12 protein-coding genes are annotated in these 13,279 nt (G+C 54.8%); 5 read left to right on the top strand and 7 right to left on the bottom strand.

Going from position 1 to position 13,279, the window contains the following annotated elements:
- Nucleotides 1–47 precede the first annotated feature (47 nt).
- Entirely contained in the window at nucleotides 48–1,982 is a 1,935-nt protein-coding gene (gene yeaG, locus ACTJJA_RS04890) for a protein kinase YeaG (protein WP_042717518.1), read from the bottom strand.
- A 433-nt stretch (nucleotides 1,983–2,415) separates the two neighbouring features.
- Between yeaG and ACTJJA_RS04895 the strand changes: the two genes are divergently transcribed.
- A complete protein-coding gene (locus ACTJJA_RS04895; protein WP_010430068.1) occupies nucleotides 2,416–3,162 on the top strand; it encodes a MipA/OmpV family protein in 747 nt (248 codons plus the stop codon).
- A gap of 83 nt (nucleotides 3,163–3,245) precedes the next feature.
- Here the strand turns inward: ACTJJA_RS04895 and ACTJJA_RS04900 are convergent, their stop codons facing one another.
- A complete protein-coding gene (locus tag ACTJJA_RS04900) occupies nucleotides 3,246–4,130 on the bottom strand; it encodes a D-hexose-6-phosphate mutarotase (protein WP_440666490.1) in 885 nt (294 codons plus the stop codon).
- Between the two features lie 74 nt (nucleotides 4,131–4,204).
- Complete coding sequence (gene gapA, locus ACTJJA_RS04905) at nucleotides 4,205–5,200, bottom strand: glyceraldehyde-3-phosphate dehydrogenase (RefSeq protein WP_010430074.1); 996 nt, start codon at nucleotides 5,198–5,200, stop codon at nucleotides 4,205–4,207.
- A gap of 341 nt (nucleotides 5,201–5,541) precedes the next feature.
- Between gapA and msrB the strand changes: the two genes are divergently transcribed.
- Nucleotides 5,542–5,955: a peptide-methionine (R)-S-oxide reductase MsrB gene (gene msrB / locus ACTJJA_RS04910; RefSeq protein WP_010430078.1), complete on the top strand. Its 414-nt coding sequence runs from the start codon at nucleotides 5,542–5,544 to the stop codon at nucleotides 5,953–5,955.
- Between the two features lie 41 nt (nucleotides 5,956–5,996).
- A complete protein-coding gene (locus ACTJJA_RS04915; RefSeq protein WP_010430080.1) occupies nucleotides 5,997–6,275 on the top strand; it encodes a YeaC family protein in 279 nt (92 codons plus the stop codon).
- Between the two features lie 57 nt (nucleotides 6,276–6,332).
- Here ACTJJA_RS04915 and ACTJJA_RS04920 read toward each other — a convergent pair whose 3' ends face one another.
- From ACTJJA_RS04920 to sppA, 4 genes are all read right to left on the bottom strand, one after another.
- Nucleotides 6,333–7,592, bottom strand: a complete 1,260-nt coding sequence (locus tag ACTJJA_RS04920; RefSeq protein ID WP_440666493.1) for a glycoside hydrolase family 18 protein — start codon at nucleotides 7,590–7,592, stop codon at nucleotides 6,333–6,335.
- 219 nt (nucleotides 7,593–7,811) lie between these two features.
- Complete coding sequence (gene pncA, locus ACTJJA_RS04925) at nucleotides 7,812–8,453, bottom strand: bifunctional nicotinamidase/pyrazinamidase (protein WP_042718414.1); 642 nt, start codon at nucleotides 8,451–8,453, stop codon at nucleotides 7,812–7,814.
- 9 nt (nucleotides 8,454–8,462) lie between these two features.
- Nucleotides 8,463–9,479 (bottom strand): asparaginase, encoded by a 1,017-nt coding sequence (gene ansA, locus ACTJJA_RS04930; RefSeq protein ID WP_010430087.1) that lies wholly within the window; start codon nucleotides 9,477–9,479, stop codon nucleotides 8,463–8,465.
- 62 nt (nucleotides 9,480–9,541) lie between these two features.
- Nucleotides 9,542–11,398 (bottom strand): signal peptide peptidase SppA, encoded by a 1,857-nt coding sequence (gene sppA / locus ACTJJA_RS04935; protein ID WP_100166984.1) that lies wholly within the window; start codon nucleotides 11,396–11,398, stop codon nucleotides 9,542–9,544.
- A 167-nt stretch (nucleotides 11,399–11,565) separates the two neighbouring features.
- On the opposite strand from sppA, the gene ACTJJA_RS04940 reads away from it, so the two are divergent.
- Both ACTJJA_RS04940 and selD read left to right on the top strand, forming a co-directional pair.
- Complete coding sequence (locus tag ACTJJA_RS04940) at nucleotides 11,566–12,117, top strand: NAD(P)H nitroreductase (protein WP_440666496.1); 552 nt, start codon at nucleotides 11,566–11,568, stop codon at nucleotides 12,115–12,117.
- 116 nt (nucleotides 12,118–12,233) lie between these two features.
- Nucleotides 12,234–13,277 (top strand): selenide, water dikinase SelD, encoded by a 1,044-nt coding sequence (gene selD / locus ACTJJA_RS04945; RefSeq protein WP_108416788.1) that lies wholly within the window; start codon nucleotides 12,234–12,236, stop codon nucleotides 13,275–13,277.
- The last annotated feature ends 2 nt before the right edge of the window (nucleotides 13,278–13,279 follow it).

Below are 13,279 nucleotides of genomic sequence, written 5' to 3' on the forward strand. Positions count from 1 at the left end.
TTGCATTTTGTAGGCCCGGTAAGCGTGAACGCTACCGGGCACTTGTTTTAAGACGATTTGCGCACGCGCAGGTACCATTCGCAGAGCAGGCGGACCTGTTTGCGGGTATAGCCTTTCTCCATCATACGGTCGACAAAATCGTCGTGCTTTTTCTGCTCGTCGGTTGAGGTTTTGGCGTTAAACGAAATAACCGGCAACAGCTCTTCGGTATTGGAGAACATTTTTTTCTCAATAACCGTGCGCAGTTTTTCGTAGCTGGTCCAGTTCGGGTTACGCCCGTTGTTATGCGCTCTGGCGCGCAGGACGAAGTTGACAATCTCATTACGGAAGTCTTTCGGGTTGCTGATACCGGCAGGCTTCTCAATTTTTTCCAGTTCTGCATTCAGGGATTCACGGTCAAACAGCTGACCGGTATCCGGGTCGCGGTACTCCTGATCCTGGATCCAGAAGTCAGCATAGGTGACATAACGGTCGAAAATGTTCTGCCCGTATTCAGAATAGGATTCCAGATAGGCCGTCTGGATCTCTTTGCCAATAAACTCGGCGTATTTCGGGATCAGGTAGCCTTTCAGGAACTCAAGGTAGCGTTCAGCCTGCTCCTGCGGGAACTGCTCGCGCTCGATTTGCTGCTCCAGGACGTAGAACAGATGCACCGGGTTGGCCGCCACTTCCGCATGGTCAAAGTTAAAGACGCGGGAGAGGATCTTAAACGCGAAACGCGTGGACAGACCGTTCATCCCCTCGTCGACGCCAGCGTAATCGCGGTACTCCTGATACGACTTCGCTTTCGGGTCGGTGTCCTTCAGGCTTTCACCATCATAGACGCGCATTTTCGAGTAGATGCTGGAGTTTTCCGGCTCTTTCAGACGCGACAGAATGGAGAAGCGAGACAGCGTTTCCAGCGTTCCTGGTGCGCAAGGGGCGTGCACCAGCTCACTGTGGTTAAGCAGTTTCTCGTAAATTTTGATCTCTTCCGAGATCCGCAGGCAATAAGGTACTTTGACAATGTAAACACGGTCGAGGAACGCCTCATTGTTTTTATTATTACGGAAGGTGACCCACTCAGATTCGTTGGAGTGCGCCAGAATGATGCCGTTAAACGGCAGGGCGGAAATACCTTCCGTCCCGTTGTAGTTCCCTTCCTGGGTGGCGGTCAGCAGCGGATGCAGCACTTTAATCGGTGCTTTAAACATCTCGACGAACTCCATAATCCCCTGGTTTGCACGGCACAGGGCGCCGGAGTAGCCATAGGCGTCCGGGTCGTTTTGCGCGTGATGTTCCAGCTTACGGATATCGACTTTGCCTACCAGGGCCGAAATATCCTGGTTGTTCTCGTCGCCGGGTTCCGTTTTGGCGATGGCAATCTGTTCCAGAATTGACGGCCAGACTTTGACGACGCGGAATTTGGTAATATCGCCACCAAACTCGTGCAGGCGTTTTGCCGCCCACGGTGACATAATCGTGCCGAGATAGCGGTGCGGGATGCCAAACTCTTTATCAAGGATCTGCGCATCTTCCTGCGGATTAAACAGGCACAGCGGGTGGTCATTGACCGGGCTGCGTTCCCCGTTGGCACTCAGCACGTAAATCGGCACGCGTTGCATCAGGGCTTTCAGGCGCTCAGCAAGCGACGATTTACCGCCACCCACAGGACCCAGTAAATAGAGGATCTGCTTCTTCTCTTCCAGACCCTGAGCAGCATGCTTCAGGTAGGAGACGATCTGCTCGATGGCATCTTCCATGCCATAAAACTCTTCAAACGCCGGATATCGGGCGACTACCCGATTCGAAAAGAGACGGGAAAGCCGTGGCTCCAGGGCAGTATCAACCATGTTAGGCTCACCAATAGCCATCAATAGCCGTTCTGCCGCATTGGCATAGGCACTGCGATCTTGCCGACAAATGGTAAGAAACTCCTGCAGTGTGAACTCTTCGTCCTTGGCAGCTTCGTAGCGCTGGCGATAGTGATCGAATATATTCATGGCATGCCGTCCTTTCGTTTTTTAGCACAGGATAAGAGCCGTTCGTATGAGTAGTGGAGGCTCCCGGAAGAGAATTTCTCGCACCTCACTGCCAGAGCAGCAACCTGTGTGCCAGGTCAGACGCTAAGAAGTGCGGGGGTGTGCAGCAAAATCTCTTCTTAAATTAAAGCGTAGATGGCATTTGCAAAACTTGCATGCTGAGAAAATCTAATTTCAATGACATATCAATAACTCATCCAAAAATTCCCACGTGCGTAATAAGGCGAAGCCGCGTTTTTCATTCAGGGTTCACATAAATGAAAGCAGCCTGTCATCTGAAAAGTAAAAAATAACGGGTTAATCAGACTCATTAGTCAGCAAAAAATTTTGGGATGAACGGGAATGGCGGTTACACTTCACCCGCTGATTATTTGACTACAGGAAAGAATGGATTGTGACCAAACTCAAACTTCTGGCATTGGGCATCCTTGCCGCTACCGCAGTGAACACCGCACAGGCAGAAAGTCAGTGGACTGTTGGCGCGGGCGCGGGTGTCATTAACAGCCCGTACAAACAGTATGACCGCGACGTGTATCCCGTTCCCGTTGTCACCTATGAAGGCGATAACTTCTGGTTCCGTGGCCTGGGCGGCGGCTACTATCTGTGGAACGATACGGCTGACAAGCTGTCGATCATGGCGTATTACGACCCGACGCACTTCAAGCCAGGCGACAGCGACAGCAACGCGCTTCGCCAGCTGGACAAGCGCAGAAGCTCGCTGATGGCGGGTCTTTCTTACGTACATAATACCCAGTACGGCTTCCTGCGTACTGCGCTGGCGGCGGATACGCTCGACAACAGCAACGGCTTTATCTGGGATCTGGCGTGGCTTTATCGCTACACCAACGGCGCGCTGACGCTGACGCCGGGCATTGGTGTGCAGTACAGCAGCGAGAACTACAACGACTACTATTACGGCGTCTCTAAAGCTGAATCTCGCCGTAGCGGTTTGAAAAGCTACAGCGCGGATGATGGCTGGGATCCGTACCTGGAGCTGACCGCGAGCTATAACTTCCTGGGTGACTGGAACGTTTACGGTACTGGCCGTTACTCCCGCCTGAGTGATGAAATCAAAGATAGCCCGATGGTCGACAAATCCTGGTCAGGCCTCTTCTCTGTGGGTGTGACCTACAAGTTCTGAGTGTGCATCATTAGCGTGCATTCTGTGCATCAAAACGGGGCGCTTGCGCCCCGTTTGTTTTATTTTGGTGCAACAGAACAATATTAACGCTTCACAATCTTAATCGTCTGTCCTAAACGGGATGGTTTTTCTTCGCTTGCTTTCTGCGGCGTGCTCACGCAGGCGGTTTCTACGCAAACAAAGGTTTTATAACCGTCATCCGTTACGTCCGCCATGCTGACAGAAAGCGCCGGGCCTGGGTTCCAGCCGACTACGTCGCTGTGATGGTGATGAACCACTTCAATACCGCGATTCAGGGCACCGTCATGGATCACGCTGCATGCTTCCGGGTGCAGGTAAACGCGGTCGGTACGGTCAGGGAACGTTTGCACGCCGTCGCTCAGCTTGCCTTGCTTCGCGTTATCCACCTTGTCGATAAAGGTATCACCAAGACCGCTCACTTTTACCGCGCTAATATCACCCACGTTGAAATAGGTGTGCAGGGCTGACGTGGTTTCAAACTCGCCATGGGCTTCCAGCTCAATTTCGCAGGTTTTCGCCAGCTTGAAGCGGGCATAAAGGGTGAAATCGTGCGGCCACAGGGCGCGAGTTTCATCGTTTGCCTGCAGTTCAAAGGTCAGCACCGCGCCGTTATCATCTTCGTTGTGTGCTTTCAGCGTCCACTGTTGATTACGGGCAAAACCGTGAGACGGCAAACCCGGTTGCGCGGAAGGGCCAAACCATGGCCAGCAGATCGGCACGCCGCCACGGATAGCCGCCCCTTTTTTGAATGAGGTCGCATCGCTCAGCCATAAGCCTTCCACTTCTCCTTCCGGTTTCCAGGAGAGCAGGTGAGCGCCGTTCAGCGCCACGGAAGCTTTTACGCGCGGATGGTCTACAACGATAATATCAGCACCGTCGATCTGACGGCGGGAGAGCACAGGGGTAAGTTGTTCGACTACCGGAAGTGCAAAAATTTTATTAATCATTAAGCAATCCTCTGTCTTAAAACAATAAAAAAGGCGACCGAAGTCGCCTTTTTGGATCAAACACTCATCTCAACTTATTTGGAGATGTGAGCGATCAGGTCCAGTACTTTGTTAGAGTAGCCGGTTTCGTTGTCGTACCAGGAAACCAGTTTAACGAAGTTGTCGTTCAGTGCGATACCTGCTTTAGCATCGAACACGGAAGTGCACACTTCGCCGTTGAAATCGGTAGATACAACGTCGTCTTCGGTGTAGCCCAGAACGCCTTTCATTGCGCCTTCGGAAGCAGCTTTGATTGCTTTCTTAATTTCTTCATAAGAAGCAGCTTTTTCCAGACGAACGGTCAGGTCAACAACGGATACGTTAGGAGTTGGAACGCGGAACGCCATACCAGTCAGTTTGCCGTTCAGCTCTGGCAGTACAACGCCTACAGCTTTAGCAGCACCGGTAGAAGATGGGATGATGTTCTGAGCTGCGCCACGGCCGCCGCGCCAGTCTTTGTGAGACGGGCCATCAACAGTTTTCTGAGTAGCGGTAGTTGCGTGAACGGTGGTCATCAGGCCTTCAACGATACCGAAGTTGTCGTTGATAACTTTAGCCAGTGGAGCCAGGCAGTTGGTGGTGCAGGATGCGTTGGAAACGATGTCCTGGCCAGCGTATTTTTCGAAGTTAGCACCACGAACGAACATTGGGGTGTTGTCTTTGGAAGGACCAGTCAGAACAACTTTCTTCGCACCAGCGGTGATGTGTTTACGTGCGGTTTCGTCGGTCAGGAAGATACCGGTAGCTTCAGCTACAACGTCAACACCAATTTCGTTCCATTTCAGGTTAGCTGGGTCTTTCTCAGCAGTAACGCGGATGGTTTTACCGTTAACAACCAGGTGGCCGTCTTTCACTTCAACGGTGCCGTCGAAACGACCGTGAGTTGAGTCGTACTTCAGCATGTACGCCATGTATTCAGCGTCCAGGAGATCGTTGATACCAACGATTTCGATGTCAGAACGTTTCTGAGCAGCACGGAAAACAATACGGCCGATACGGCCAAAACCGTTGATACCTACTTTGATAGTCATATATTCCACCAGCTATTTGTTAGTGAATAAAAGGTTGCCTGTAAAATTACAAAAACCTTACGCAGCGTCAAGCGGAATCGTGTCAATCATTGCGACAAATCAATCCTGTGACTAACGTTTGTGCGACTGACTCGCCTCACTTTCCCTTTGAGCTAGCAACCACATGGGGGCTGCGGCCGGGATTTTAAAGGCCTCGCAGGATAAAAATGTGAAACAGATCACAATTGCCTGACCGCCTTTTCGCGACACATAAGTTTAGAACAAAAGTGCACGCAAGGGTGTTAATGTTTTGTTAGAATTCGGGTCAGAAGATGTCTGTTTCTACAGCGAGATGTAAGCATATGTCGAACCAACGTAACCCCGACGATTTGAAAAAAAACCTCACAGAAATGCAGTTTTACGTGACGCAGAACCACGGAACGGAACCGCCATTCACCGGGCGTTTACTGCACAACAAACGAGACGGCGTCTACCACTGTCTGGTGTGCGATGCGCCGCTGTTTAATTCGCAAACAAAATATGATTCAGGCTGTGGCTGGCCGAGCTTTTACGAGCCGGTTAGCGATGACGCGATCCGCTATCTGACGGACTCCTCGCACGGCATGGTACGCACTGAAATTCGTTGCGGAAACTGTGATGCGCACCTCGGGCATGTCTTCCCCGATGGGCCTCAGCCAACGGGTGAGCGTTTTTGCGTGAATTCAGCTTCGTTAAGCTTCACTGATGACGAAAATGGCGATCACACTAAAGGTTGAAAAATCGATTCAGCAAATTATTCCTTTAAAAGGGAGACATCATGAATATTGATGACATGATTAGCGGTATGACACCGGAGGTTTATCAGCGTCTGGTGACGGCCGTTGAACTGGGAAAATGGCCTGATGGTGTGGCGCTCACCCCGGAGCAAAAAGAGAACAGCCTGCAGCTGGTGATGTTATGGCAGGCGCGCAACAACACTGACGCGCAGCACATGACTATCGATACCAAAGGCCAGATGGTGATGAAAAGCAAGCGCGAGCTGAAAGAAGACTTCGGCATCACGCCGAAGCCGATTGCGACGATGAAAATGCAATAACGGTGCGGGTTGATGCCCTCACCCAACCCTCTCCCACGGGGAGAGGGCTTGATTGTCTTACTGCTTATGCGGGATCCCGAGCGACTCCGCCAGCTGCTTCGCTAACTGGTTGTTGTCGTCCGCGCCGTACTCCCAGAACATCGCCCCTGCCAGACCTTTCTCTTTGATGTAGTCCGCTTTGATCGCCACAGAACGTGGGTTCTCATAGGAAATCGCAAACAGCGCCTTCCCGTCGGCAGAATTCACCGACAGCCACGGCACCTTCGCCTGGTCATCCCAGTGCTCGGTAAAGCGCTTCTGCGGATCGTTCAACAGGTTCTTCACGATATCGTTGTACTTCACGTAGGTATCTTTGGTCAGGTCATAGCCGAGTGACTTGAACACCCCGATCTCCTGAGGTCCGAAGTAGGGCTGGGTCACCGGATTTTTTTGCGCATCCGCTTTCGTCCAGTCGATCCCCGGCTCGACGGCGCGTTTCGGCACGCGGCCATAGAAACCGATCCCGAGGTTCATCTGCTGTGGCTTCAGCCCGGCGGCCAGATAATTGTTCACCACAAAATCGACGCTGTATTTATCGGCCGCGGCTACTGTCGGCCAGGCGCTGGAGTCATACAGGTTCGCGTTGAAATACTGCGTCCCGTACGCCATGTCGTAGGTCATCAGGTTGATGTAGTCGAGCAGCGGGGCGATGGCTTTGACATCCACCCAGCTTTTCGGACTTTCCGCATTCGCGCCTACCGCGATGGTGACCAGTTTTTTCTGCCCGAACGCCTCACGCATCTCTTTCAGCAGGGCGGTGAAGTTATCCCGGTCGGCAGGCGTGCTGGCAACCAGCCCCCACGCGCCGTTGACTGGATACTCCCAGTCGAGATCGATCCCGTCCAGACCGTATTTATCGACGATCTCCTGCGCGGAGCGGATGAACACCGCGCGCGTCTCTTTAGTTGCCGCTGCGCCAGAGAAGCCACGCGCCCCCCAGCCGCCAACAGAAAGCAGCACTTTGAGGTTCGGGTTTTGTTTACGCAGGGTCGGGATCAGTGCCAGGTCGGAGGCGACTTTTGGGGATAGCCAGATTTGATGCAGCTTTGCCGGATCTTTTAGCGCAGCGTTGGTTTCGTCTTTCTCATTGTTGTAAACCAGACCAAACGAGTAGTTCAGGTGGGTGATCTGGCGGACGTCCAGCTTATTGATATCGCCACCCGGTCCGGCGGTGACATCGCCACCCCCGTTAAAGTAGCCCACGGACATCAGGGGACTGGCGGAGGCAACTGACGCGCAAAGCAAGGGTAATGCTGCCAGCAAGGGCAAACGTTTCATACAAGTTCCTCTTTGACTTATCAAAAAAACCACGCCACAGAAAAAGGGTGGCGGAAAAATAGCCTGATGAGAATAGCATTGCCGCTTCGCTAAGGATGCGAGGGAGTTCACTTTATGGGAGATCGGAGAGGGGGGGCCGGGTGGCGCTGCGCTTACCCGGCCTACAAATCCAGAGAAAGTAGGCCAGGTAAGGCAACGCCGCCACCCGGCTAAAAAGGCTTACGCCTGCGTTTCCAGCCAGTCTTCAAGCGTATACAGGGTCGCGCCTTCGGCGGCCATATCCATAAACGCCTGGGCGCTGTCCTGCGGGTTAATGTTCACCCCGCGGCAGCCGTCGGTGATGACGCTGACGGTATACCCCAACTGGAGCGCGTCCAGCACGGTAAACTTCACGCAGTAATCCGTCGCCAGGCCCAGCACAATCAGCTCCGTGATTTCGTGGTGACGTAACCATGCGTCCAGCGCCGTTTTCTGGCGATGCCCGTTATCAAAAAACGCGCTATAGCTGTCGATAGTCGGGTTTTCCCCTTTATGGAACACCGCGTCGATGGCCTTTTGATTCAGGAGCGGATGCAGCTCCGCGCCTTCCGTCTGCTGAACACAGTGATCCGGCCAAAAGGTTTGCGCCAGCCCGTCGAGTTCACCCTGGGTGAAGGGCGCAACGTCGTGCTGGCTGGCAAAGCTGCCGTGGTTCGCCGGGTGCCAGTCCTGGCTTGCGACAACCGCCTCGCCGCGGGCTTTGCACCAGTCAATCAGCGTATTCGCCACATCAACGGTGCTGTCACCTTCCGCGACGGCCAGCGCGCCGCCCGCGCAGAAATCATTTTGCAAATCGACCAGTAACAGAGCGCGTTGCTTCATGTGGCCTCCTTATTCGTCCGGGGTCAGTTCGCCGCGCAGGTTTTGCATCATCGCGCTACGAATGGACTGGATGTCCAGATCCTGGCTCAGTAAATAGTGAAGTTTAGTCAGCGTTGCCTCAACGGTCATATCGAAGCCGCTGATGACTCCGGCATGTGCGAGCGCGTTGCCGGTGGCGTAGCCGCCCATGTTCACCTTGCCGGACATACACTGGGTCAGGTTCACCACCACGATCCCGCGCTCGCTGGCTTCCTGAAGCTCTTTCAGGAATTCGCCGTTCTGCGGGGCGTTGCCGACGCCGTAAGAGCGCAAAATCAGCGCTTTCACCGGCTGACGCAGGAAGTTACGTACCACGTCCGCAGAGATCCCAGGGTAAATCGTCACCACGCCAATCGGTTGTGGGGTAATCGGGTGCACAATCAGCTCACCGGCAGTGTTCGGCGCAGGCGGCGTGCCCAGACGACGGATATGAATACCCGCTTCCAGCAGCGGCTGCAGGTTAGGTGAGGCGAAGGCGTCGAAGCCGTCGGCGTGTGCTTTGGTGGTGCGGTTGCCGCGGTAAAGACGGTTGTTGAAGAACAGCGACACTTCGTTGATCGGGTAATTGGCCGCCACGTAAAGGGAATTCAGCAGGTTGATCTGGCCGTCCGAGCGCAGCTCCGCCAGCGGGATTTGCGAGCCAGTGACGATAACCGGCTTGCCCAGATTCTCCAGCATGAAGGAGAGCGCGGAAGCGGTAAACGCCATGGTGTCGGTGCCGTGCAGGATCACAAAGCCGTCGTACTGGTCGTAATGGGCTTTAATATCATCCGCGATGTGCTGCCAGTCTTCCGGCGTCATGTCGGAGGAGTCCATCAGCGGCTCGTATTCGTGGATGGTAAAGTCAGGCATTTCCGGGCGGTGGAATTCAGGCATCAGTGCAAGCTGACGCTGCAGGTGGCCGGAGACAGGAATATAGCCATTTTCAGAGCGCTGCATCCCGATGGTACCGCCAGTGTAGGCTACATAAATCGATTTCTTCTGCATGGGTGTGAGTTCTTGTTCTTCAAAAGAAAAAATCCCCTCTTCGTGGAAAGAGGGGACGGTTTTTAACGGACGTTCGCGCAGGTCAGGCAAAACGCGTAACGACTCTGTGGATCATTAAAGGCCGCGAGTTTATCGCTTTCCGCCTTCATCGCTTTCGCCGCCGTGGCAACAGGCGCAGGCAGGTAAGCCTGCAGTGCCTCCGGCAGCATGGCGCGAACGGAAACGGACATGCTGTCCATCACCATATCGAAGAACGACGGCTCGTCCTGATAATACTCAACGTGCCACTGCTTAAGCTTCGCCAGTTCGGCCGCTTTCTTAACGGCGTCGTCAAAGTCACCCAGGCTGTCTACCAGTCCGTTGTTCTTCGCGTCCTGTCCGGTCCAGACGTGGCCCTGCGCAATCTGGTCAATCTGTTCTGGCGTCTTTTTACGCGAGTCGGCAACCAGCGTGATGAAGCGCTTGTACCCGTTTTCAATGCTGAGCTGCATCATCTCAGAGACTTCAGGCGGCAGAGATTTCGTCACCGACACATCCGCCAGCGGAGAAGTGGAAACGCCATCGGTATGCACGCCCAGATAGTCCAGACTGTTTTCCACGGTGTTGATCACCCCGAAGATGCCGATAGAGCCGGTCAATGTACTTGGGTTGGCGACAATGTAGTTCGCTGGCGTCGAGATCCAATACCCGCCCGATGCGGCCATTCCGCCCATTGATACCACCACCGGTTTGCCAGCAGCGCGTGCCGCGGCCAGTTCCGCGCGGATCACCTCAGAAGCGCTCACGCTGCCGCCAGGGCTGTTTACGCGCAGAACAATCGCTTTCACTTTCGGGTCAAGGCGCGCATCGCGGATTTGCGAGGCGGTGGTGTCACCGCCAACGTTCCCCGGCGTCTCCTGGCCGTCCATAATAGCGCCGTTAGCGAAGACCACGGCAACGCTGTCGCCGGTCTCATCCGGTTTTTTCGCTGCGTAGTCATACATGCTGATGGCGCTGAAGTTTTTATCCTCTTTGCTCCAGCCAAACTGTTTGGTCAGCGCTTTTTCGACATCCGCACTGGAGCCGAGTGCATCAACCAGCTTGTTGTCGAGCGCATATTTCGCGGTATCGCCGTCAACCTTACGCAGCCCGTCCAGCATGCCGCGTGCGCCAGGGAAGACCTGTTCAGCGGTAATCTGACGGTTGGCGGCGATGGTGCCGAGATAGTTCTGCCACAGTTCGCCAATCCAGCGGCTGTCCGCTTCACGGGCGGCAGGGGACATATCGTCACGGATAAACGGCTCGACGGCAGATTTATAGGTGCCGACGCGGAAGACGTGGGTGGTGACTTTCAGCTTGTCGAGCAGCGACTTGTAATACAGCCCGTTGGTGGCAAAACCATGAAGGTCGACCGTACCCTGCGGCGAGAGCCAAATTTTATTGGCAAAGCTCGCCAGATAATATTGCCCCTGGCTGTAGCTGTCGCCCACGGCAATCACCGGCTTGCCGCTGTCGCGGAACTCGCGCAGCGCTTTACCGATGTACTGCATGGAAGGCTGATCGCCTCCGGCAAAATCTTTCAGATCCAGCACGATCCCGGTGATGTTGCGGTCGTCTTTGGCCTGACGAATGGTATCGACGATATCGAACAGGGAGTTTTCCTGCAGGCGGTCGGATGTTGCGCCAAACAGCTGGCGGCCAATCACGCCCAGACGGTTGCTGGTGGATGGTTTATCCACGATGACGCCGGTGATGTCGAGTAACAACGCCCCGCGGGTTGAATGTTGAGCCTGGTTGGCGTTGCTGATGTGCATCCAGACGCCTACGCAAACCAGCACCAGGAAGATGAAAAAGATGTTCATCACCAGGTTGCGGACGAAGTTGAGCAGTCGCCACGTCCATTTAAAGAAACCGGCAAAGATTCGCCAAAGGGTTCGCATGTATTCTCCCTAACCAGAAAATGACTGTTTCCGTCGCCACGTGACGGTAATGTTGGGCTATCGTAATGACCCAACCGCCACTTGTCAGCAGGAATCGCCTGACACGCTGTAACAAAATCTGCCGTCGTGTTAATTTTGTGAGTAAATTTCAAGAAAGGAGTTAACCAATGGATGCACTTGAACTGCTTGTTAACCGCCGTAGCGCGTCGCGTCTGGCCGAGCCTGCTCCAGCGGGCGAGCAGCTGGAAAACATTCTGCGTGCGGGCCTGCGGGCGCCGGATCATGGCACGCTCCAGCCCTGGCACTTCTTTGTGATTGAAGCCGAAGGCCGCGACCGCTTCAGTGAATTACTGGAAAAAGGCGCGGTTGCTGCTGGTCAGGATGAGAAAGGGATTGATAAAGCCCGCAGTGCGCCGTTCCGCGCGCCGATGATCATCGCTGTCGTGGCGAAATGTCAGGCCGACCACAAGGTGCCGGTCTGGGAGCAGGAAATGTCCGCTGGCTGCGCGGTGATGGCGATGCAAATGGCCGCCGTCGCGCAGGGCTTCAATGGCATCTGGCGCACCGGACCGCTGACCGAAAGTTCGGTCGTGCGTGAGGGCTTTGCCTGTGGCGAGCACGATAAAATTGTCGGCTTCCTCTATCTTGGCACCCCGCAGCTTAAAGCCTCCAGCACCATCAGCGTGCCGGACACCACGCCTTTCGTCAGCCGTTTCTGATAACCCGCGCTAAACTGTCTGGATTCTGAGCATCCGCCGCAGAATTCAGACAGTCATACTTACCTCTTTATGGAATGAGCGCTACCATAGCGCGATTGAGATGACAGGAGACGTCCATGAGCGAGCAAACCATTCGTTTAACGCAATACAGCCACGGAGCCGGTTGCGGTTGTAAAATTTCCCCGAAAGTGCTGGAGACCATCCTGCACAGTGAACAGGCGAAGTTTGTCGACCCGAACCTGCTTGTCGGTAACGAAACGCGTGACGATGCAGCGGTTTATGACTTAGGTAACGGCACCAGCATTATCAGCACCACTGACTTCTTTATGCCGATTGTCGACAACCCGTTCGATTTCGGGCGCATTGCGGCGACTAACGCCATCAGCGATATCTTCGCGATGGGCGGTAAGCCGATCATGGCGATTGCCATTCTGGGCTGGCCGATTAACACCATTCCACCTGAGATTGCCCGCGATGTGATTGAGGGCGGACGCTTTGCCTGTCAGCAGGCAGGGATTGCCCTGGCCGGTGGTCACTCTATCGATGCGCCGGAGCCGATCTTCGGCTTGGCCGTTACGGGCGTGGTACCGACCGAGCGCGTGAAGCGCAACAGCACCGCGCAGGCGGGCTGCAAGCTGTTCCTCACCAAGCCGCTGGGCATTGGCGTACTCACCACCGCCGAGAAAAAATCCCTGCTGAAGCCCGAGCATGTTGGTCTGGCAACGGAAGTGATGTGCCAGATGAACCTCGCGGGTGCGGCTTTCGCCAATATCGACGGCGTGAAGGCGATGACCGACGTGACCGGTTTTGGTCTGCTGGGGCACCTGAGTGAAGTCTGCCAGGGCGCTGGCGTCCAGGCGCAGGTCTGGTATCAGGACGTGCCGAAGCTGCCGGGCGTGGAAGAGTATATTGCTCAGGGCGCGGTGCCGGGCGGTACCCAGCGCAACTTCGCCAGCTACGGTCACCTGATGGGCGAAATGCCTGAAGCGTGGCGCAACCTGCTGTGCGATCCGCAAACCTCCGGCGGCCTGCTGCTGGCGGTGACGCCGGGATCCGAAGCCGACGTTCAGGCGACCGCCGCTGAGTTTGGCATCACCCTGACGGCGATCGGCGAGCTGGTGACCGCGCGCGGCGGCCGACCGATGATTGAGATCCGTTAATT

This window comes from Enterobacter sp. 22452, from assembly GCF_052045065.1.
Taxonomy (GTDB): domain Bacteria; phylum Pseudomonadota; class Gammaproteobacteria; order Enterobacterales; family Enterobacteriaceae; genus Enterobacter; species Enterobacter mori.